Source organism: Pseudidiomarina indica, from assembly GCF_900104245.1.
GTDB classification, from domain to species: Bacteria; Pseudomonadota; Gammaproteobacteria; order Enterobacterales; family Alteromonadaceae; genus Pseudidiomarina; species Pseudidiomarina indica.
Window position 1 is genome coordinate 28,916 of sequence record NZ_FMXN01000011.1, and the last position, 21,996, is coordinate 50,911.

A 21,996-nucleotide genomic window follows, 5' to 3' on the forward strand; every position below is an offset into this window, starting at 1 on the left:
ATTATTGGCTCATCAATTCAATAAAGTGGTCAAATAATGGTGCGGCATCATTCGGGCCTGGGCTCGCTTCAGGGTGCCCTTGAAAACCAAAGGCTTTCACATCGGTCCGCTCAATCCCCTGCAAGGTGCCATCAAATAATGATTTATGCGTCGCCTTAACGTTGGCTGGCAAGCTTGCTTCATCCACGGCGAAGCCATGGTTTTGGCTGGTAATCATCACCCGACCAGTGGCTAAATCTTGCACTGGGTGGTTTGCACCATGATGACCACGCTTCATCCGCATGGTTTTCGCGCCACTGGCGAGGGCTAACAATTGATGGCCTAAACAGATACCAAATACCGGAATCTGAGCAGCTAATATTTCTTGAATGGCTGAAATCGCATAATCACAGGCGGCAGGGTCACCCGGGCCGTTGGATAAAAACACACCGTCAGGTTGCAAGGCCAACACGTCGGCAGCAGGCGTTTGTGCCGGTACTACGGTCACTTTACAGCCCCGCTCTGCCAGCATGCGTAAAATATTCCACTTGCAGCCAAAGTCATAAGCAACCACATGGAACTTCGGGTCGGTTAATTCGCCAAAGCCTTGGCCGAGTTGCCAACAGGTGCTAGTCCACTCAATGGGGGTGCGCACGGTTACTTCTTTAGCTAAATCAACACCATCAAGGCCAGCAAACTCTTGGGCCAGCTTGAGTGCTTGTGCCACATCAATATCGCCCGCCATAATGCACCCGCCCATTGCACCTTTTTCACGCAAAATGCGGGTCAACTTACGGGTATCGATATCGGCAATCCCCACCACATCTCGTTGCCGCAAATAGTCACCTAAAGATTGTTCGCGACGGAAGTTACTTGCTTTTAAGGATAACTCACGAATGATAATGCCTTTCGCCCAAACGCGATTGGATTCATCATCTTCTGGATTGGTGCCGTAGTTGCCGATGTGGGGATAAGTGAAAGTAATGAGTTGTTCTGCATAGGAGGGGTCTGTCAACATTTCTTGATAACCGGTCATGGCGGTGTTAAAAACAACTTCGCCGACTGCGGTTCCGCCGGCCCCAATGGCCGTGCCATAAAAAACAGTCCCATCCGCAAGAACCAAAATGGCTTTGCTTGCTGAGTGGCTCGCTAGAATTCCCAAGGTGAACCTCCGTACATAAAAAAACGGGTGAATCAAAAATGAGTTCCCCGTTGATTACCTTGCACCAGCGTCGGATTTCCAGAGTTTGTTGACCACCTGTTAGCCGGCTCTGAATACCAGTGGAGTGCGCGTTTCAGCTTGCCCGAAATGTAACTGGCAAATTGGCGGTATTCTACAGAAAAGCAGGCGTTTCGTAAACCAAAAATTCATTCTTTCGGGAGATTATTACAGCGGTTTCATTCCTTGTGCCAGTTGTTGCAACTGGGTTTCTAACTGGAGCATATCCGCCATCCCATAGAGTCCAGCAGGCTGCCCTTGTAACCACAACGCAGCTTGTAGTGCCCCTTGGGCAAACACACGCCGATTGCTGACGCGGTGAGTTAACTCCAAGCGCTCCCCTGCATGCGCCAACATCACCGTATGCTCACCAATGATATCAGCGGCACGAATCACCGAAAAGCCAATCGACCCCGACTTACGGACACCCTCTGCACGCACGCCAGCGCTGATCTCAGACAGCGTATGACCGCGGCCTGCTGCCGCGCTTTCGCCTAATGCAATAGCGGTGCCAGAGGGACCATCGCGTTTGGCACTGTGATGGGCTTCAATCACTTCAATGTCTGTATCAGGCAACACCGCTGCCGCCAGTTGCACTAGATGGCGCAATAAAGTAATTCCCACGCTAGTATTGGCCGCATAAAGCACTGGGATATGCTGCGCAGCGTCTTGCAGGTATTGTTGCTGTGTCGCCGTTAAACCTGTGGTACACACCACAATAGCAACGCCCAGTCGTTTGGCTAAGGCTACATTGTCTGCTAAAGCTTGAGGAAGCGAAAAGTCGATCAACACATCAACTTGTTCTGGCTGCACTTCGTGCGCATATTGAAAGCGAACTCCGCCATTCGCTAGATTTGGGTAAATGGGCTCCCCATAGCGGGCTGACTGCTGACTCACCAGCGCTGCGGTCACTCGCACATCAAAGTAGCGGGCGTGCCGAATGATTGCTTGCCCCATTCGCCCTGTCGCACCAATAATACCAAGCTTCATAACTGTGTTTACTTCCTTTAGGTTTCTGCTGCAACGGCTTGCTTGTTCCGTCCTAAGACCACGGCAACGGCCATATCACCCGTTACATTGGTGGTGGTACGAGCCATATCAATCACCCGATCAATGGCTGCAATAAAGGCGATACCTTCCAACGGTAACCCGACTGCATTCAAGGTTACCGTTAACATCACCATTGCCGTTCCCGGCACACCCGCAGTGCCCACGGACGCCAGGGTCGCAGTAAAGGTAATGATGAGGTAGTCCGCCCAGTCTAGCGGAATCCCGTAGATTTGTGCAATAAAGATTGCCGCAATTGCAGGATAAATCCCACCGCAGCCATCCATATTGATGGTCGCCCCCAACGGCAACACAAAACTGGCGTACTCTTTTTGCACCCCCAAGCGCTCGGTGATGGCTTGATGCGCGGCCGGAATCGTCCCAAAGCTGCTACAGGTCGTAAACGCGACCAGTTGCGCGGAAAAAACGGACTTAAAGAAAAACCACGGGGACATCCCCGCCAACCGCACCATGGCGCCATAAACAAACACAATGTGAAGGAAACAGGCTAAATAGATAGCGCCGATAAAAGCCGCTAGAGGGGTTAAACTTGATAGCCCATAATGGCCCACAACCCAAGCCATCAAGCCTAACACCCCTAACGGAGTTAACTCTAAAACCATTTTAGTGATGCGGTACATTACCTGGGCGCCAGCTTTCATCACATCAGCCAAGGGTTTTGCGGTATCCCCTAACTGTTGCAAGGCCACCCCTACCAAAGCCGCGAACACAACAATCTGAATCACATTGCCTTCTGCCAACGCTTGAATGGGATTGGTTGGAATAAAGTTCAGGAATACTTCAGTGACGCTGGGGATAACTTTCGGTTGATAATCGCTCACCGCCACCAAATCAGGCGATGGCGTAATCTCAAGCAATTGGCCCACAGTGAGCCCAATAATGCTCGCAATCACCGCTGTTAATAAAAATAAGCCGATGGTCTGGGCACCAATTTTGCCAGCTTTCCCACCCTGGCCGAGCTGCAGCATCGAGCTCACAATCGCAAAAAAGATGAGTGGGGCAACCAACATGCGTAACGCATTGATGAACAAGGTCCCCAGCGGGCGCAGGCTTTCTGCTACTTCGGGGTGGATCACCCCCACGGCAACGCCTAAAACGAATGCACCTAGCACTCGCTGCCAAAATGGAATCGCAAACCAAGCTTTTAGCATAAATCCTCAAATCAATCATCGACGTGAAATTTCCCGAGAATGCATTGTAAAGCCTTCGTACGCGATGCCTTAGTCCAATTTGGACTGACATATAACATGGTGATAAAATACGACGAGGAGGACGGCCTCCCCCATCCAATCATGGGCCCAAAGGTGGGAGACTGCCAGGACGACCTGGCGATTCAACACAAGGAGTATCCAATGGCTTGGATCATGTTGTTTATCGCCGGACTATTTGAAGTTGTCTGGGCATTTTTTATGAAGCAGTCCGATGGTTTCACCCGTCCCCTCGCGAGTATCATCACCATTATTACCATGTTGATTAGCTTTTGGTTATTGGCGCTGGCAATGCGCACCATTCCCTTAGGTGCGGCCTACACCATCTGGACAGGTATCGGCGCAGTCGGAGCGTTTATCGCAGGAATTTGGTTGCTTGGTGAGCCCATTACGCCCCTGCGCATTCTCGCAGCGGCGTTGATTGTGAGTGGGCTGATTCTGATGAAATTAACCAGTTAAAGAGAACAGATAGGAGTGCGCCGTGCTGCCCGCGCTTGTTCGTACAGGCTTTGCAGACGCGGCGCATAAGCTTCAATTGCGGCAATCCGCGATTGTGGGGATGGATGCGTGGAAAGAAACTCTGGCGTCCCATTTCCTCCCAAGTTTGCCATATTACGCCAAAGATTAGCTGCCTCAGCGGGTTGATAGCCAGCTGCCGCCATATAATCCATGCCAAGCTGATCCGATTCGCTTTCATGCACGCGTGAATAAGGAAGTAAAATACCGACTTGCGCCCCCACTCCTAAAGCAGCCATGGCTATCGCGGTGGTATTCGAATCCAATCGATCAGCAGCCAAAATCGCTCCTAATTGCAAACCTAATCCCACGGCCATTTCATTCGACATCCGTTCATTGCCGTGGTCAGCAATCACGTGCCCAATTTCATGACCGATCACCGCCGCTAATTGATGCGCGTTTTCAGTCACGGCCAAGAGCCCTGTGTACACACCAATGTTTTCACCGGGTAGTGCGAAAGCGTTCACTTGCTCACTTTCGAAGACCGTCACTTCCCACTGCTTGTCACGCCAAGGGGAAGGCAGCACTGCAATTAAATCATCGGTAATGCACTGGACATAACGAACAACGTTGGCATCACTACTGACTTTTTCCTGCTGTTTTAACTCAGCGTAACTGGTGTCGCCAAGACTCGCCAATTGGCCGCTGGAAAATAGCATAAGCTGCTTCCTCCCGGTGGGCGATTGAGTGCAAGCAGTCACCACTGTCACACTCACCAAAGCAGTCATTAGTAATATTTTCCATCGGCTTATCATGGCATCTCCTAGCCGCGCAAATCATCGAAGAACTTGCGCACCCCGTCAAAAAAACCTTTTTCTTTTGGGCGGTAACGGGCGGCTTCTTCTCCCGTTCCCATCGATTCTTCAAGCTCACGCAGTAAGGTGCGTTGTTGCTCAGAAAGGTTCACCGGTGTTTCAATCACGACTTTACAAATCAAATCACCAACAGCACCTGAGCGCACCGACTTCACCCCTTTGCCACGGAGGCGGAAGAGCTTCCCTGTTTGGGTTTCGGCCGGCACCTTCAACATCACTTTACCATCTAATGTCGGGACTTCAATATCACCGCCCAGGGCCGCTCGAGTAAAGCTTAATGGCACCTCACAGTATAAGTTATCTCCGTCACGGACGAAAATCGAATGCTCACGGACATGTACCTGAACATAGAGGTCACCTGCAGGAGCCCCCATTTCACCCGCTTCCCCCTCTCCGGCCAAGCGAATTCGATCGCCTGAATCCACCCCCGCTGGAATCTTCACCGAGAGTGTTTTAGTGCGCTCTACGCGGCCTTCACCATGGCACGTCCGGCACGGGTCTTTGACCACTTTGCCACGTCCACGACAATGTGGACAGGTTTGCTGGACTGCGAAAAAGCCTTGCCGTATTTGAATATGACCTGAGCCATGACAATGACCACAGGTATCTACACTGCTGCCAGATTTTGCACCACTGCCATCACAGTCATCACAGGTGCTCAATTTGGGAATCCGCAGTTCCACTTCTTTGCCGCGAACAGCTTCTTCCAGGCTGAGCTCAAGGTTGTAGCGTAAATCCGCCCCCCGTTGAGGTTGTGCACGACCGCGGCGGCCGCCACCAAAAATGTCACCGAACACGTCACCAAAAATATCGGCGAAATCTGCTGCGCCAGCCCCGCCAAAGCCGCCTTGCCCTTGCTCGAAAGCTGCATGACCATATTGGTCATAAGCGGCGCGTTTTTGTGGATCAGAAAGCACTTCATACGCTGCTCGAACTTCTTTGAACTTTTGCTCTAGCTCTTTATCACCCTTGGTTCGGTCGGGGTGATACTTCATCGCCAATTTTTTATAGGCTTTCTTGATGTCGCGTTCGCTGGCATCTCTGCTGACGCCCAACACTTCATATAAATCTATTTTCGACATAATACGTTGTATTCCACGTTCCTTAACTCCACGCCTGATACGAGCACACGGAGGTTACCGCAGTGGCAACCCCCGTGTGTTTCAGTTCAGACACCCGGTGGGCGTGCGATTATTTCTTTCCGTCTTTGACTTCTTCAAACTCAGCGTCAACCACGTCACCGTCCACTGGCTGCTCATTGCTACCACTGTCGGTTGTTGTCTGCTGGGCTTGTGCGGCTTCCATTAATTTGCCAGAAGCTTCAATCAACGCCTGCTGCTTCGCCTCAATCTCGTCTTTGTCTGTGCCTTTGAGCGCAGTTTCTAAATCACTCACTGCAGTTTCAATGGCTTCTTTATCCGCTGCTGCTAACGCATCACCAACTTCCGTCAGTTGCTTGCGGGTTGCATGCACAAGCGCATCGGCTTGGTTACGCACTTGCACCAGCTCTTCAAACTTACGGTCATCTTCAGCATGAGCTTCGGCATCGCGAACCATCTTCTCGACTTCTTCATCACTTAAGCCAGACGAAGCTTTGATGGTAATTTGCTGCTCTTTCCCGGTATCTTTGTCTTTCGCAGATACATGTAAAATACCGTCAGCATCAATATCAAAGGTCACTTCAATTTGTGGCGTGCCACGTGATGCTGGGCGAATGCCTTCTAAGTTAAATTGACCCAGTGACTTGTTATCTGCGGCGCGTTTACGCTCACCTTGCAGTACATGCACAGTTACCGCTGACTGGTTATCTTCCGCCGTTGAGAACACTTGCGATTGTTTGGTTGGAATCGTGGTGTTCTTCTCAATCAACTTGGTCATCACGCCACCCATGGTTTCAATCCCGAGCGACAGTGGGGTCACGTCTAACAACAAGACATCTTTCACATCCCCTTGCAGGACCCCTGCTTGAACCGCTGCACCAACAGCAACTGCTTCATCTGGGTTCACGTCACGACGTGGCTCTTTGCCAAAGAAGTCAGTCACTACTTGCTGCACTTTCGGCATCCGCGTTTGACCACCCACCAGAATGATATCGTTGATATCACTCACTGAGAGGTCAGCATCTGCTAATGCTTGCTTCACTGGCTCCAGTGTTTTAGCAATCATGTCTTCCACGAGCGACTCTAACTTAGCGCGCGTTACTTTAATGGCTAAGTGCTTAGGACCCGTTGCATCCGCGGTAATATAAGGTAAGTTCACCTCGGTTTGCTGAGCCGACGATAACTCAATCTTGGCTTTCTCCGCAGCTTCTTTTAAGCGCTGCATTGCCAACGGATCTTTACGCAAGTCAATGCCTTGGTCTTTCTGGAATTGCTCTACCAAGTACGTGATTAAACGGTTATCGAAGTCTTCACCACCTAAGTGGGTGTCTCCGTTCGTTGCAAGTACTTCAAAAGTATGGTCGCCATCAACTTCATCAATTTCGATAATTGAGATGTCGAAGGTTCCACCCCCTAAGTCATAAACCGCAATCACGTTATCGCCTTTCTTCTTGTCTAAACCGTAGGCTAACGCTGCTGCAGTCGGCTCGTTAATAATCCGCTTGACTTCTAAACCAGCAATACGACCTGCGTCTTTCGTTGCTTGACGCTGTGCATCGTTAAAATAAGCCGGTACGGTGATGACTGCTTCGGTCACTTTTTCGCCTAAAAAGTCTTCCGCAGTTTTCTTCATTTTTTTCAAAACTTCAGCAGAAATCTGTGGTGGTGCTTTTTTCTCATCACCAATTTGGATCCACGCATCACCGTTATCAGCGCCAACAATTTTGAATGGCATGATACTCAGGTCACGCTGCACTTCTTCGTCTTGGAAGCGGCGACCAATCAACCGCTTGATAGCAAAGAGTGTTTTGTCCGCGTTAGTCACCGCCTGACGTTTTGCTGGCGCGCCAACTAACACTTCACCTTCATCGGTGTATGCGACAACTGAAGGAGTTGTACGATCCCCTTCCGCATTTTCAATAACGCGTGGTTTATCCCCATCAAGTACAGCTACACAAGAGTTCGTTGTACCTAAGTCGATTCCAATAATTTTACCCATGATCCATCTCCAACATCTGAATCTAAAAAACTGTGTGTTAACACAAATATGGGGTGGATTTTTGGCTTTTCAACACCCCTTGTGTGGTTATTCCTAATTTTTTACGACCATTACCATTGCTGGGCGCAATAAGCGACCGCTTAAGGTGTACCCTTTCTGCATCACTGCGAGTAAGGTATTGTTTTCCTGTTCTGTGGACGGCTGCATGGCCATTGCTTCATGCAACTCAGGATTAAACACGTCGCCCACTTCACCGACCGGCTCAACACCAAACTTACTCAACGTACTGAGAAGGTTTTTGTGAGTTAATTCAATTCCTTCCAAAAAGGCTTGATTCATCTCTTCGGCTTGCTGCGCAACCTCTAACGCACGCTCCAAGTTATCCACTGTTGTGAGCAGCTCATGAGCAAATTTCTCCAACGCAAATTTGTGGGCTTTTTCTACATCTTGAGCGGCGCGGCGACGCACATTTTCCATTTCTGCCACAGCGCGAATGGTCCGATCGTTCGCCTCTTCTACCCGTTGTTCCGCTTGACTCAGAGCTAACTCAAGTTCACCGATACGCTGCTCCGCCGAATCCATGACCGGCTGTTCTGCTGCTGCGCTGGTGGCGTCAACTTGTGGCTCCACAGTTGCTTGCGGTTGCTGCTCTTCCATTGGCGGGGTTGAATTGTCTTTGGTCATCGTCACTTACTCTTGGTTGAAATTCACTAATGAACACGAATGTGTTGTGATATAACTATGCTGTTGCCAGTTATGGGGTCGGCTGGTGGTGATTCAAGTCATCAGCCCAAAAAAAGGAAAAATATATGACAGTACAACACCCAGCATTCCAACGTATCGCCTTGCTGGGCAAGGTTAACCACGAAGCAACACGCACAACCTTGAAAAATCTTGAACACCAATTACTGGCTCGTGGTTATCAGGTTTTCATTGAAACTCGAACGGCTGAACAGCTTCGCCAGACACAAGCAACCGTGGTTGATCTGCATGAACTCGGTGAGGTGGCGGATCTGGCTGTGGTCGTAGGTGGTGATGGCAACATGCTGGGGGCCGCACGAATTCTTTGTGAAGCTCAAATTGCGGTGATTGGCGTGAATCGGGGCAACCTGGGGTTCCTCACCGATTTAGACCCCGACCTTGTGATGGAGCAATTATTACCCGTTTTGCAGGGTCACTATCAAATTGAACGGCGGTTCTTATTGCAAGCCGAGGTTTTTCACCAAGGCAACTCTCAAAGTATTGGGCGCGCTATTAACGAAGTGGTCCTCCACTCCGATAAAGTGGCGCACATGATTGAATTTGAGGTGTTCGTCAATGATGAATTCGTCTATTCCCAACGCTCGGATGGCTTGATTATTAGCACGCCCACAGGTTCCACTGCATATTCGCTATCAGGCGGTGGCCCGATTTTAACGCCAGGCTTAGAAGCCATCGCCATGGTGCCAATGTTTCCTCACACTTTGAGCAGTCGCCCGGTGGTGGTCGATGGCTCGAGCGTCATTTGTTTACGCGCTGCCACTGCCAATGCCAGTAGCTTACAAATCAGCTGCGATGGTCATGTCCGTATGACGGTACAACCAGGCGACGAAGTTGTCATTCAGCAACACCCGCAGCGACTGTGCTTAGTGCACCCACAAGATCATAGTTACTACCGTGTATTGCGGAACAAACTCGGTTGGGGCAGCCGCCTGTTTTAATTTTTTAATTGCCATCTTGCATTACTGTATAAATACTGTATAACTACTGTATACAAACACAGTATGCGAGGTCGCTCATGCTTATTCATTTGCAAATTCGAAACTTAGCTGTCGTTCGTCAACTCAATATTGATTTTCGTGCGGGTATGACCGCCATTACCGGGGAAACGGGCGCAGGTAAATCCATTGCCTTGGATGCCCTTGGGTTGTGTCTTGGCAACCGTGCTGATGTCGATTTAATCCGCGCTGATAATGACAAAGCCGAGGTCACAGCGACGTTTCAGTGTGACGATCCGAACAGCCCAGCCGCTCAGTGGTTAGCCGGCGAAGAGCTCGTTGATACTGAAGAGCCGAACACCTGTGTGTTACGCCGAGTCATTACCCGTGAAGGTCGTTCCAAAGCATGGATTAATGGAACACCGGTCACTGCGGCGCAATTGAAACAGCTAGCCCCCTTACTGGTGAATATCCACGGTCAACATGAGCATCAACTGCTAACCCGCCCCGAGCACCAAGTTCAACTACTGGATGCTTATGCCCGCCACCAGCATCTACTGGCGGATGTCAGCCAAGCTTACCAGCATTGGTATCAATTGCGGCAGCGTCAAAAGCAACTCCAGCAGCACCAAGCAGAAACCGAAGCGCGGCTGCAATTGCTGAACTACCAAGTAGCAGAGCTGAATGAGTTTGCTCTTGCTGAAGGAGAATTTGAGCTATTAGAAAATGATCATAAGCGGCTCGCGAATAGTGCTGCGCTGCTCGAAGATTCAGCCTTTGCGCTCAATGCTATTTTTGAAGGTGAACATAACAACGCTTATAGCCTGTTACAAAGTGCGTTATCTCGATTAGAACAACAGCTAGATACCGACCCTGGGTTGACCGAAACGGTTCGGTTATTAAGCGAGGCCAGCGTACAAGTTGAAGAAGCCGCACGGGAACTACGGCGTTACCAAGATGCCATTGAACTGGATGATGAACAGTTGCTTCTCACTGAAGCTCGTATGACACAAGCTCTGCAGTTAGCACGAAAGCACCAACTTGCTCCCCAGCAGTTGTACGAGCATCACCAACAACTCCTGACTGAGCTGCATGCCTTAAAAGAAAATCAGGCAGCCGCAGACACCATTGATACCGAGGTTGAACAAGCCGCCGAACGCTATCGTCGCGCTGCTAAAGCACTCTCCGAAAGTCGCTTGGAAGCAGCCACTGAGCTAGGTCAACGAATTGCGGCAAGCATGCAACAGCTGAACATGCCCCATGGTCGATTTGTGATTGAGGTGACGCATCAAGGGCAAGCTCCGGCAACTCGATTGGGCACCGATCTGGTGAGCTTTATGGTCACCACCAACCCTGGCCAACCTTTGCAAGCATTAGCGAAGATTGCTTCAGGCGGTGAATTATCACGAATTAGTTTAGCTATCCAAGTCATTACCGCAACTCAAATGATCACCCCAACCCTCATGTTTGATGAAGTGGATGTTGGGGTCAGTGGTGCAACCGCAGCAACCGTTGGAAAATTATTACGGCAATTAGGGGAATCAAATCAAGTTATTTGTGTCACACACTTACCACAAGTAGCCGCCAAAGCGCATCAGCAGTTACGTGTCGATAAAGTGATTGAGGGAGATAATACTGAAACCGTCATGACCCATCTCGATAATAACGAACGTATCATTGAGCTGGCCCGATTGCTCGGTGGTGATGAAATCACCGCAGCAACCAAAGCAAATGCGGCTGAATTACTTGCGGTTGGTTAGGTGGTTTGTTTATCATCGGCAACAGATTCAAAAATTAGCAGCAGGTATTATGAAAGCTCTTGTCATTTTAAGTAGTGTCGTGATCTTAAGCGGGTGTTCTGTCTTTGAAAATTGGGTCTATCGAATTGATGTGCCCCAAGGTAACTTTTTAGAACAACGTGATATTGACCAACTGCGTGTTGGTATGACGAAAGAACAAGTGGTCTACGTCATTGGAAAACCCGTTGCTGAAAACGTGTTTGACGATGATGTCTGGTTTTATGTGTTTGACTATAACTCAGGACGCAGTCGTAGTAATAATTACCAAAACAAAGTGAAGTTAACCTTTGAAAATGATCGGTTGAAAGCCTACGAAGGAACCTTTGACCGACCAGAAAACTTCGATATTCCATTAGAGCAATAAACCGTTCTAATGAGTCATCTTCCGTTTTAAGGAGCGTGATGACGACTGACCGAGCAGGAGTCAAAACAGCGGAACGGGTAATTCTTGACGACCACGAGATTACCAAAAGTCCGACCGACAAACGCAACTATCGAATTATAGAGCTCGATAATGGAATGCGGTGCGTACTGGTGCATGAAGCCCAAGCACCGCAGGCCAGCGCCGCGGTCTCTATTGCGGCTGGGCATTTCCATGATCCTCATAATGCGCAAGGTCTTGCACATTTGCTCGAGCACATGTTGTTCTTAGGCACCGAACAGTATCCCGACCCCAATGGCTATCAAAAATTCATTAGCGCTCATGGTGGCAGTCATAATGCTTGGACGGGCACCGAGTACAGTAATTATTATTTTACCGTTGATGCCAATCATTTTTCGGCTGCCTTAGATCGCTTCATGCGCTTTTTCTACGAGCCCCTATTCGCACCCCAATGGATTGAAAAAGAATTACAGTCCATCGAATCCGAGTTTCAATTAAAACGCCAAGACGAGTTACGCCGTTTGTATCAGGTGCATAAAGCAACGGCGAACCCGAAGCATCCATTTAGCAATTTCTCGGTGGGCAACCTCACCACCTTGATCGATCGGCCTGAGGCCACATTGCGACAACAGCTACGACAGTTTTTTGAACGCTGGTACTGTGCTCGACGGATGACCTGTGTCTTGCTCGGGCCACAATCTTTAGATGAGTTAGCCGCATTGGCCAGACACCATGCTTCGCCCATCCGCAGTGGCTGTGCGGATATTTGGCATGTTGATGAACCGCTTTACTTGCCCGAGCAGCTCGGGGTGCAGATTTACATGAAACCGTTAAAAGACGCACGGCGCCTGATCGTGACGTTTGCGTTGCCCGGGATTAATGACGATTATGCCAACAAGACCACCAGTTACCTCGCCCATCTGATCGGTTATGAAGGACCCCATAGCCTCTTCAGTGTATTACGTGATAAACACTGGATTAATTCATTGTCTGCTGGGGGCGGCATTAGTGGCAGCAACTTTAAAGACTTTAATATTAATATGCAGTTGACCGAACAGGGCATGCAGTATTGTGACGACATCATCACCGAGGTGTTTAGTTTTATTCAACTGATCCGCGAACAAGGAATTGATGAGTGGCGTTACCATGAACGACGCATTAGCATCATCAATGCGTTTAACTTCCAAGAGCCTCCTCGGGCAAGCGATTTAGCCCCACAACTGGCAGTCAATCTACAACATTACTTGGCAGAAGACGTCATTTTCGGCGATTACCGCATGGACGGTTTATATTGCCCCAAAGTGGAACAGTTTCTTGACTGCATGCATCCAGAAAACATGCGAGTCACGCTCATTCATAAAAATGTTCCAACCGAGCTGCGAGAGCCCATTTATGGCAGTGATTATGCGATTCATCCATTGCATCCCGATCAGCTCAAACGTTTCCTAGCGCCACCACCCAGTTCAGCCAAATTGCCACTGCCAAATCCGTACTTGCAGCATCCGCTAGAGTTTCAGCCCTACCCTGATTGCCCCGCAGCACAACCCGTGCGGCATCAAATACTGCCGGCACTCACCTGTTGGCACCTATATGATATTGAATTCAAGCAGCCCAAAGCGCATCTCTACATTGGCCTGCAGTTGCCGCAAGTAATCGCCAATTCCACCAGTTTTGCGTTGGCCCGGCTCTGGTGTGAATTAATGTTGGATAGACTCAATGAGGAATGCTATGACGCTGAAATTGCTGGTTTGAACTTCAACCTCTACCCGCAACAGCAGGGCATGACCTTACATATCACTGGGCCAGCCTACGCGGTGCCACAGCTGGCACAAACGATTTTAACGGTGTTGCAGCAACCGACCTATTCTTCACAGCGTTGGCACGACTTAAAACAACGACTCATCACCAGTTGGCGGCAAGCACTCCTGCATAAACCATTGAACTTTCTATTTTCACAGTTGAACGTTCAGTTACAACCCCATACTTATTCGGTCATCCAGCTCGCCGCAGAATTAGAGAAAATAAGCTACCGTCAGTTTTGCGAAGATAGCACCGCTTTGTTTGAGCCAGCGCAGGTACAACTGTTTGCTCATGGGGATATTCAGTTGGATCAACTCTCCCCTATTTTTCAGCAACTTGACCAATGGCTCGAGCTAAACCGTTCGCTTCCTGACATTGATTTAATGCCGTCATTACTCACTGATTTAGATCATGAATCATTGGTGGCCACCCAACATCCGGATCACGCCGTGATTGTGGTGCTACAAGCCTGGCAGACCGAGGTCAGCCAACAAGGGCTGTTTATGTTAATCAACCAACTGATTCAGCCTCGTTTTTTCGCTCAACTGCGTACCGAACAGCAATTAGGCTATTTAGTTGGCACCACCTATTTACCGATGCAGCAAATTCCCCATTTGCTTTTTTATGTGCAATCCTCTCGGGTCGATCATCATCATTTACATCAAGCAATCGATGATTTTTTCCTCGATATTGCTGACGTGCTGGACGATATTCAGCCAACGGAGTTTGAGCAAGTTCGAAAATCTCTTATCCGTCAACTAACCGATAATGACACCAGTTTACGCTCACGCAGCCAGCGCTTATGGAGCGCCATCACGCAACAAGATCATGATTTTTCGCGGTTAAATCGTATCGCTGAGGCGCTTGAGCAAATGTCACTTGACGTGTTTAAGCAGCACACCCAGCAACTCATCGAAACCAAAGAAAATCGCATCGTGCTCTGTGCCAAGCCAACTCGCTTTGACACTCCGCCATAAATTGTTTAACGTGCTACACAACTTATTCATAACAAGAACCGTACATCAAACGGTCACAATTTGGGGATGAGCGTGGGACGTCTAAAGTTGTTGTTATTGACAACAAAACGCTTTCTATTATTGGTTATCATTTCCTGTTTTTCATATCAGGCTATCGCTCAAGACGACTGGCAAGTCGAGCTGATAAGCTTGCGTGTCGCCAACGAACGGGTCGATGCACAACAACTCGACCCTCGTAACCGCCCACAGCTATACAATACAGAGACGCTTTACTTGAAGCGAGCCCATCATCCGCTCAGCATCGAGTTTGGTGCTCCCTACGCACCGCGTGCGTTGACCTTGCAATATCGCTATCGCTTGGATGGCTTTGACCAAAATTGGGTATATACCGACAGCCAATATCGCCGCGCCACCTACACCAATCTTGACCATGGTCGTTATCAATTCAATGTACAGGCCTCCTACGATGGTCAAACGTGGCAAGGTCACCGGCAGCTAGCCGTTGAGGTCGCAACGCCTTTCTGGCTCTCCCCATGGGCCAAAGCTTTCTATGCAGTGCCGCTGCTTGCATTGTTAGCCGCGGGTGGCTTTGTGTTGCGAACCCGTCACCGTGCCATTCAGCAACTCCGTGAAAGTGAGGAGCGCTTAAAACTCAGTTTATGGGGCAGTGGCGATCAGCTTTGGGACTGGGATATCCCACAGGAAACCATCCATCGTCATAATAGTTGGCATGAACTAGAAGCATTTCCTATCGATTGTATTCGGGTCAAAGCCGCAGCAGATAGCAGCAATATTCATCCGATGGATTTGCCCGTTGTCCAGCAAAAACTCCGTGAACATTTGGATGGTCATAGCCAGTTTTTTGAAGTTACCTACCGCGTGAAAACGGAGCACGGTTGGCTTTCTATCTTAGACCGCGGCAAGGTGGTGGAGCGGGATGCACAACAGCGTCCATTACGCATGACCGGAACCCTGAAAGATATTACCCCCTTGGTTGAAGCAGAAGAACGCCTCAAAATGTTAGCGGCATCCATCACCAATATCTCGGACGGTGTCTGTATTTATGACGCGGAGTTCAACGTCATTGAAACCAACGCATCGTACAGCCGCATCACTGGGTTTGCGCGGAGCGATGTGATTGGGCGCCCCATGCAATTAGAGGTTTATAGCCCCGAGTTCCTTGAACAAATAAAACGTCAGCTGGGGCAATATGGGGTTTGGCATGGCGAAGTGGAAGATGTGCGGAAAGACGGCAGTTTTTATCAAATTGAATTGACCGTTGACGCGATTCGCGATGATGTGGGCCATATCTCTCACTACGTTGCCACATTTTCAGATATCACCGAACGCAAACAAAGTGAACGAGAGTTACGTCGACTCGCCAATACCGATACGCTCACCGGCTTACCGAACCGCTCGTATTTTCAGGTGAGTCACGCCAACTTAGTCCGCAAGCGCGTGCAACATGCACTGCTATTGCTCGACTTGGATGATTTCAAAAAGATTAATGACTCCTTAGGGCATGATGTTGGTGATCAATTACTCACCCAAGTGGCCGAGCGTATTTTGGAATTAGGCCGCATTCACGACACCCTATACCGGGTGGGAGGCGATGAATTCGTGCTGCTATTGGAGAATACCAGCGATGTGAATGTCATCACAGAAATAGCGGCCAAGCTGTTAGACCACCTAAGTCAATCTTTCCATATTCTTCAGCATGATATTGTCATGGGCGCCTCCATGGGCGTGGTGGTTTACCCCAACGATGGTCAGTCTTCACAGGAATTGCTGCAAAACGCTGACATCGCCATGTATCACGCTAAAAGTAAAGGCGGTCACAATTATCAATTTTTTAATGAATCCATGAACCGCAATGCGGTCCGTCGGTTGCAAGTTGAGAATCAACTCCGCCAGGCCCTGCGGAATAATCATTTGCGCGTGGTTTATCAACCCAAAGTCTCGTTAACGAACTTTAACTATGTTGGGGTTGAAGCCCTTGCTCGATTACAAATCCCTGGGGTTGGCATGATGAGCCCCATCGAATTTATTCCATTGGCAGAAGAAACTGGACTCATTATTGAAATGGGAGAGCAAGTACTGCGCCAAACCTGTCGTGATATGCGCCATTGGCTAGAGCAAGGGCACGAGTTAGGTCGGGTGGCCGTAAATTTATCGGCGAAACAGTTTTTACAACCTGATTTAACGCAGCGCATTCTCACTATTCTAGCGGAAGAGCAAGTATCTCCTCACGCACTTGAGCTAGAAATTACCGAAGGTGTCGTGATGGATGATCCAGAGCACGCCATCACGATTATGACCGAGTTAAATCAACATGGTATTCAATTAGCATTGGATGACTTCGGCACCGGCTACTCGTCCCTAGCCTACTTGAAACGCTTCCCGATTCAGACCCTCAAAATTGATAAAACCTTTGTTGATGATATCAATGCTGCGGAACGCGATCGGAATATGGTTGCGTCCATTGTTGCCATGGCTCACAACCTTGGCTTAAATGTAGTGGCTGAGGGGGTGGTGAATCACGACCAAGCGGCCACGTTGAGCCGCTTGAACTGTGAATATGCGCAGGGATATTTATTTGCCAAACCGCTGAGCAGTGATGCTTTATTAGAACAGCTTAACGCACCAGCACTGATACATTAGTGGTCCCTTGAGCTTTGAGCCATTGTAACCGCTTATGGATAAAAAAGAGCGGTACAATGAAGGGGCCGAAGCACAACCCTAAAACACCCCACCGCTTCGCCCCCATGGCATGGGAAAGTGCCGAACAATATAACACCAGCGCAGTTACCACATAACACAGCGCAATCCACATAAAGCCCCCAGTTTAACGATTCACTGAAACATCACGAGCGCTTAATAAAAGCGCTCGTTATTTGTTGCCATTTTAACCAATAATGGTGCTGGCGTGTATCGTTCACCCAAAGAATTTTGGTATTGCTGTAAACGTTCGACCACAGTGCCGAGGCCTAACGCATCCATATAACGGAATGGGCCCCCAAGGAAGGGCGGGAAACCAATGCCAAAAATCGCGCCGATGTCGCCATCGCGAGCATTGCGAATCACCCCTTCATCAAGGCAATAGGCGGCTTCGTTCAACATAAGCAGCACCGTCCGCTGCACCAGTTCATTGTCTGCCAGCTGCGCGGATGGTGTCAGCCCGAGGAGTGAATAGATACTTTCATCCACCGCCTTGCCTGCTTTTTTACCTTGGTAAGTATAAAAACCTTTCTTATTTTTCTTACCGCGCCGATCGTCCTTCATCAGCTTTTCGAAGGCAGCTGGAGCTTGGAAACGGTCACCAAGTTCGGCAGCTAAAATAGGGGCGACTTTCGCAGCCACATCGATGCCAACTTCGTCCATTAACTTGATCGGCCCCACGGGGAACCCAAATTGCACCAGCGCCTGATCAATGCGATCAATCGGCTCCCCCGCTAACACCAACCGTGCCGCCTCGTTCATGTAAGGAGCTAAAATCCGGTTCACATAAAACCCAGCACCGTCTTTGACTACAATCGGGGTCTTCCCTTGCCGTTTTGCCAAAGCCACGGTGGTGGCAATGGTTTCATCTGTAGTGCCGGGATGAGTAATGATTTCAGCCAAAGGCATTTTGTCGACCGGCGAAAAGTAATGTAAGCCAATGACATTTTCAGGTCGCTGCGCCTGTGCGGCAATTTGAGTGATGGGTAAGCTTGACGTATTACTTGCGAAAATCGTATTCGGCCCCGTAACAGCTTCGATTTCGGCAACCATTTGCTGTTTCAACGCCAAATCTTCAAAGACAGCTTCAATGACCACATCGGTTCCTGCGAAACCACTGTAATCCAGGGTGCCACTCAAATGCAGCATGGTGGCTTCCAATTCTGCACGCGCCATATGCTTCCGCTTAACCTTTTTATTCAACAGGTCGTAGCTATAGCGCAACGCATGCACAATGCCCTCTTCACGAATATCTTTAATTCGTGCCGGAATTCCTGCTTTGCTAGCGGTGACATAGGCAATGCCGCCCCCCATTAACCCACCGCCAAGAATCCCCACTTGCTTCACTGTGCGCGGTTTTGTCTCGCCGGCCCCGGTTTCTTTCTTCATTTCGGTGGTAGCAAAGAAAATATTCCGCAATTGCTTCGACTCTGGTGTCATGGCTAATTCACCAAACGACCGTGCTTCACGTTCACAGCCAGCTTGGAAGCCTTTGTCAGCGCCATGGGAAACAGTATCAATAATATGATCCAACGCTGGATAGTTATTGAGCGCTTTCGCCTGTGCTTGCTCACGCGCTTTGGAGAAAATAATGCCGCGCCCAACGGCGGTTCCTTCTAACAAGCGATGGAACCACGGCAGTTTCGCTTTACGAACTTTGGCTTTTCCTGTGAGGGCCAGTTTCACCGCTGCTTCCAGCAAAATAGTCGCTGGCACAACATCATCAACAATGCCTAATTTTTTGGCTTGTTTCGCACGTAACTGCTTCCCGGTCAGAATCAATGGCAACGCCTTTTGAATGCCAATCAAACGCGGCAAACGTTGGGTTCCCCCTGAGCCAGGCAACAGCCCTAATTGCACTTCAGGCAGCCCAATGACGGTGCGCGAATTATCAGTCGCCACCCGGTAATGACAGGCCAACGCCAATTCCAATCCACCGCCTAAACAGGCGCCATCAATGGCCGCAACCACTGGGATTTTCAGAGCTTCGATGCGGTCAAACATGGCCTGACCTTGACGTGCTAAACTTTCTGCATCTGCGGCGTTTTCACATGCGGCAATCATGCCAATATCTGCACCAGCCACGAATGAACCAGGCTTATCACTGATGATGACCACCCCTTTTAAGTCGCGTTGTTGCTCAATTTGCTGCAATACCTGCGCCACTTCATGAGCAAAGGTCGCTTTCAAGGTGTTCATTGATTCACCTGGGACATTGATGTGGATGACCGCTATCTGATCATCTCGTAACTCGAGCGTAAAAGCGTGTTGTTCGGTCATTATTCAGTCTCCACAATCATTGCTGCACCTAAACCACCGGCGGCACACGCGGTGGTCAAGCCAATGCCGCCACCACGACGTTTTAATTCATTCAACGTTTGCGTCAATAACCGCGTTCCCGTCGCTGCAAACGGATGACCATAGGCCAGCGAGCCCCCCATGACGTTGAATTTATCCATATCAATTTCACCAATCGCTTCACTGCGTCCGAGCTTCTCTTGCGCAAACTTTTTGCTGGCAAACATTTTCATGTTGGCTAAAGTTTGCGCCGCAAAGGCTTCATGCATTTCAATTAAAGTTAAATCGTTCAACGTTAAACCGGCACGATCGAGCGCCAGTGGCGTAGCATATGAAGGCCCCATCAACATGTCTTCCCACACATCGATGGCTGCAAAGGCGTAACTACGGATATAACCTAAGATGTCATATCCCATAGCTTTGGCTTTGCTTTCTGTCATTAATAAAATGGCACTGGCGCCGTCCGTTAACGCGGTGCTATTGGCCGCTGTCACGGTACCATGCTTGCGATCAAAAACCGGTCGCAGTTTGCTATAACTGGCTAAATCGGAGTTGCTACGAACCGTATTATCGCGCTTGAGAAAATCTCGGTAAGGCTCAGCATAGGCAGTCATTACTTCCGCGTCTAAATGGCCAGCTTCCCACGCAGCATGCGCTAGGGTATGGGAACGATGCGCCAGCGCATCTTGGTCAGCGCGACTAATCCCATGAGTTTTCGCCATTTGCTCTGCCGTATCCCCCATGGTTAAACCGGTACTGTATTCAGCAATCGCTGGGGGCACGGGTAACAGATCTTTTAATCGAAGGCGCTTGAAAATTGCTAACCGTTGGCCTAATGTTTTCGCTCGATTAAGATCAACCAAGGCATGGGCCAGCTGTCGCGATACCCCGATAGGTAATACTGAGGACGAGTCCGCGCCGCCGGCAATACCGACACTGATATTGCCAGCCATCATGCTTTCCACCACGTTCACCGTAGTTTGGAAGCTCGTTGCACAGGCTCGTGATACACTGTATGCGTCTGTCGAAACAGGTAAGTTTGTGCCTAAGACAATTTCCCGAGCAATGTTCGGGGCTTTCGGCATTTGGACCACTTGGCCATACACTAACAACTCCACTTCGCGTGGGTCTAGGCTATAGCGGTTAATGAGCTCTTGCACCACCATCTTGCCCATATCCAAGGCAGGGACACCATGAAAATACGTCGCCTGTTTGGCAAAAGGTGTGCGCAAACCAGCCACAATCGCAATCCGGTCGCCTGCAGCAGTAGTCAAATTCTGACGTGCGGCCATAGATTTATCCTCTGTTGTTTTGTTATGGTCATTCCTTACTCTGGTCTGACCTCATGATTAGTTACAAATTTTAGCGGGTCTTGGGCAAGAATTAAACCGTTGTTTTCGGTAAAGTGCGAACAGCATAGCGCGCACGTATCAAAGAAGTTTAACGATGATGCAGAGGAATCTAATGGCAGCTGAACAGTTTCAAGCACTACGCGAGTATCTCGATAGTCAAGTATTAGGGCAACCTGCTTTCACTGAAAGCCTCCTTATTGCCCTATTAGCCGATGGCCATTTATTAGTAGAAGGCCCCCCAGGGTTGGCAAAAACCCGCGCCGTTAACGCGCTTGCTAAAGGAGTTGAAGGTGAATTTCACCGCGTCCAATTCACGCCGGACTTGTTGCCGGCAGACTTAACCGGAACAGACATCTATCGTCCAGAGACTGGCGAGTTTGTCTTTCAACCCGGTCCACTCTTCCACCACATTATTTTAGCGGACGAAATCAACCGCGCCCCGGCGAAAGTGCAATCGGCTCTACTCGAAGCCATGGCTGAGCGACAAATTACGGTTGGACAAAAAACCTATCCGTTGCCTGAGTTATTCATGGTACTTGCCACGCAAAACCCGCTGGAGCAAGAAGGAACTTACCCGCTGCCTGAAGCTCAGCTCGACCGTTTCTTAATGCATTTAAATCTGGATTATCCGAATGCTGAAATTGAGCGCGATATTCTCCGCTTAACTCGGGGTGAAGAACTGGCGGGACAAGCAAAAATGCCCCAACCATTGCGGCAAGCTGACATTTTCCAAGCCCGCCGCGAAGTACTTAGTATTTATATGGACGAAGCGGTGGAAAATTACTTGGTGCAATTGGTCGTGGCCACCCGTCAGCCGGAGTTCTATAGCGCCGACGTGGCCCGCTGGCTGAGCTACGGTGCTAGTCCTCGTGCCACCATCGCTCTTGACCGTTGTGCTCGAGCACGCGCATGGTTGCAACAGCGTGATTTTGTGACCCCTGATGACATCCATGCGGTGTACGCCAACGTCTTACGACATCGCGTTATTTTGAGTTATCAAGCAGAGGCTGATGGCATCAACACCGATCAGGTGCTGGCGCAATTGCTCCAACTGGTTCCCTCACCGTAA

The 21,996-nt window shown here is 49.5% G+C and carries 16 protein-coding genes; 7 read left to right on the forward strand and 9 right to left on the reverse strand.

Going from position 1 to position 21,996, the window contains the following annotated elements:
- Window position 1: 1 nt before the first annotated feature.
- The 3 genes from carA to BLP64_RS08885 form a co-directional block, all read right to left on the reverse strand.
- Window positions 2-1,141, reverse strand: a complete 1,140-nt coding sequence (gene carA, locus BLP64_RS08875) for a glutamine-hydrolyzing carbamoyl-phosphate synthase small subunit (RefSeq protein ID WP_092593709.1) — start codon at window positions 1,139-1,141, stop codon at window positions 2-4.
- A gap of 225 nt (window positions 1,142-1,366) precedes the next feature.
- Window positions 1,367-2,188 carry a 4-hydroxy-tetrahydrodipicolinate reductase gene (gene dapB / locus BLP64_RS08880; protein WP_092593710.1) on the reverse strand — a complete coding sequence of 274 codons (822 nt, stop codon included), beginning with the start codon at window positions 2,186-2,188 and terminating at the stop codon, window positions 1,367-1,369.
- Between the two features lie 17 nt (window positions 2,189-2,205).
- Complete coding sequence (locus tag BLP64_RS08885) at window positions 2,206-3,417, reverse strand: dicarboxylate/amino acid:cation symporter (RefSeq protein WP_092593711.1); 1,212 nt, start codon at window positions 3,415-3,417, stop codon at window positions 2,206-2,208.
- A 201-nt stretch (window positions 3,418-3,618) separates the two neighbouring features.
- On the opposite strand from BLP64_RS08885, the gene BLP64_RS08890 reads away from it, so the two are divergent.
- The gene (locus BLP64_RS08890) at window positions 3,619-3,933 is read left to right on the forward strand and encodes a DMT family transporter (RefSeq protein WP_092593712.1); all 315 of its coding nucleotides are present in this window, start codon (window positions 3,619-3,621) and stop codon (window positions 3,931-3,933) included.
- Here the strand turns inward: BLP64_RS08890 and BLP64_RS08895 are convergent.
- The 4 genes from BLP64_RS08895 to grpE form a co-directional block, all read right to left on the reverse strand.
- Window positions 3,930-4,649, reverse strand: a complete 720-nt coding sequence (locus BLP64_RS08895; protein WP_233340140.1) for a M48 family metallopeptidase — start codon at window positions 4,647-4,649, stop codon at window positions 3,930-3,932. The genes BLP64_RS08890 and BLP64_RS08895 overlap by 4 nt on opposite strands.
- 104 nt (window positions 4,650-4,753) lie before the next feature.
- Window positions 4,754-5,887, reverse strand: coding sequence for a molecular chaperone DnaJ (gene dnaJ / locus BLP64_RS08900; RefSeq protein WP_092593714.1), 1,134 nt, complete (start codon window positions 5,885-5,887; stop codon window positions 4,754-4,756).
- A 109-nt stretch (window positions 5,888-5,996) separates the two neighbouring features.
- The gene (dnaK, locus tag BLP64_RS08905; RefSeq protein WP_092593715.1) at window positions 5,997-7,904 is read right to left on the reverse strand and encodes a molecular chaperone DnaK; all 1,908 of its coding nucleotides are present in this window, start codon (window positions 7,902-7,904) and stop codon (window positions 5,997-5,999) included.
- 93 nt (window positions 7,905-7,997) lie between these two features.
- The gene (grpE, locus tag BLP64_RS08910) at window positions 7,998-8,588 is read right to left on the reverse strand and encodes a nucleotide exchange factor GrpE (RefSeq protein WP_092593716.1); all 591 of its coding nucleotides are present in this window, start codon (window positions 8,586-8,588) and stop codon (window positions 7,998-8,000) included.
- Window positions 8,589-8,713: 125 nt separating this feature from the next.
- Here grpE and nadK point away from each other — a divergent pair, with 125 nt between their 5' ends.
- The 5 genes from nadK (at window position 8,714) to BLP64_RS08935 (ending at window position 17,220) form a co-directional block, all read left to right on the forward strand.
- Window positions 8,714-9,604 carry an NAD(+) kinase gene (nadK, locus tag BLP64_RS08915; RefSeq protein WP_092593717.1) on the forward strand — a complete coding sequence of 297 codons (891 nt, stop codon included), beginning with the start codon at window positions 8,714-8,716 and terminating at the stop codon, window positions 9,602-9,604.
- Window positions 9,605-9,681: 77 nt separating this feature from the next.
- Complete coding sequence (recN, locus tag BLP64_RS08920; RefSeq protein WP_092593718.1) at window positions 9,682-11,361, forward strand: DNA repair protein RecN; 1,680 nt, start codon at window positions 9,682-9,684, stop codon at window positions 11,359-11,361.
- A gap of 49 nt (window positions 11,362-11,410) precedes the next feature.
- On the forward strand, window positions 11,411-11,764 hold the full coding sequence (locus BLP64_RS08925) for an outer membrane protein assembly factor BamE (protein ID WP_092593749.1): 354 nt from the start codon (window positions 11,411-11,413) through the stop codon (window positions 11,762-11,764).
- 38 nt (window positions 11,765-11,802) lie between these two features.
- On the forward strand, window positions 11,803-14,559 hold the full coding sequence (locus BLP64_RS08930) for an insulinase family protein (RefSeq protein WP_092593719.1): 2,757 nt from the start codon (window positions 11,803-11,805) through the stop codon (window positions 14,557-14,559).
- A gap of 72 nt (window positions 14,560-14,631) precedes the next feature.
- The gene (locus tag BLP64_RS08935) at window positions 14,632-17,220 is read left to right on the forward strand and encodes an EAL domain-containing protein (protein ID WP_176754957.1); all 2,589 of its coding nucleotides are present in this window, start codon (window positions 14,632-14,634) and stop codon (window positions 17,218-17,220) included.
- A gap of 213 nt (window positions 17,221-17,433) precedes the next feature.
- On the opposite strand, the gene fadJ is transcribed toward BLP64_RS08935, so the two are convergent.
- Together fadJ and fadI are read right to left on the reverse strand one after the other, a co-directional pair.
- Complete coding sequence (fadJ, locus tag BLP64_RS08940; RefSeq protein ID WP_092593721.1) at window positions 17,434-19,557, reverse strand: fatty acid oxidation complex subunit alpha FadJ; 2,124 nt, start codon at window positions 19,555-19,557, stop codon at window positions 17,434-17,436.
- Window positions 19,557-20,867: an acetyl-CoA C-acyltransferase FadI gene (fadI, locus tag BLP64_RS08945; protein ID WP_092593722.1), complete on the reverse strand. Its 1,311-nt coding sequence runs from the start codon at window positions 20,865-20,867 to the stop codon at window positions 19,557-19,559. Before fadI ends, fadJ begins: the two co-directional genes overlap by 1 nt.
- Window positions 20,868-21,039: 172 nt before the next feature.
- Between fadI and BLP64_RS08950 the strand changes: the two genes are divergently transcribed.
- Window positions 21,040-21,996 carry an AAA family ATPase gene (locus BLP64_RS08950; protein ID WP_092593723.1) on the forward strand — a complete coding sequence of 319 codons (957 nt, stop codon included), beginning with the start codon at window positions 21,040-21,042 and terminating at the stop codon, window positions 21,994-21,996.

Coding starts and splice junctions, on each gene's coding strand:
- dapB (WP_092593710.1), bottom strand. CDS start 2,188: ATGAAGCTTGGTATTATTGGTGCGACAGGGCGAATGGGGCAAGCAATC.
- BLP64_RS08885 (WP_092593711.1), bottom strand. CDS start 3,417: ATGCTAAAAGCTTGGTTTGCGATTCCATTTTGGCAGCGAGTGCTAGGT.
- BLP64_RS08890 (WP_092593712.1), top strand. CDS start 3,619: ATGGCTTGGATCATGTTGTTTATCGCCGGACTATTTGAAGTTGTCTGG.
- BLP64_RS08895 (WP_233340140.1), bottom strand. CDS start 4,649: ATGCTATTTTCCAGCGGCCAATTGGCGAGTCTTGGCGACACCAGTTAC.
- dnaJ (WP_092593714.1), bottom strand. CDS start 5,887: ATGTCGAAAATAGATTTATATGAAGTGTTGGGCGTCAGCAGAGATGCC.
- dnaK (WP_092593715.1), bottom strand. CDS start 7,904: ATGGGTAAAATTATTGGAATCGACTTAGGTACAACGAACTCTTGTGTA.
- grpE (WP_092593716.1), bottom strand. CDS start 8,588: ATGACCAAAGACAATTCAACCCCGCCAATGGAAGAGCAGCAACCGCAA.
- nadK (WP_092593717.1), top strand. CDS start 8,714: ATGACAGTACAACACCCAGCATTCCAACGTATCGCCTTGCTGGGCAAG.
- recN (WP_092593718.1), top strand. CDS start 9,682: ATGCTTATTCATTTGCAAATTCGAAACTTAGCTGTCGTTCGTCAACTC.
- BLP64_RS08925 (WP_092593749.1), top strand. CDS start 11,411: ATGAAAGCTCTTGTCATTTTAAGTAGTGTCGTGATCTTAAGCGGGTGT.
- BLP64_RS08930 (WP_092593719.1), top strand. CDS start 11,803: ATGACGACTGACCGAGCAGGAGTCAAAACAGCGGAACGGGTAATTCTT.
- fadJ (WP_092593721.1), bottom strand. CDS start 19,557: ATGACCGAACAACACGCTTTTACGCTCGAGTTACGAGATGATCAGATA.
- fadI (WP_092593722.1), bottom strand. CDS start 20,867: ATGGCCGCACGTCAGAATTTGACTACTGCTGCAGGCGACCGGATTGCG.
- BLP64_RS08950 (WP_092593723.1), top strand. CDS start 21,040: ATGGCAGCTGAACAGTTTCAAGCACTACGCGAGTATCTCGATAGTCAA.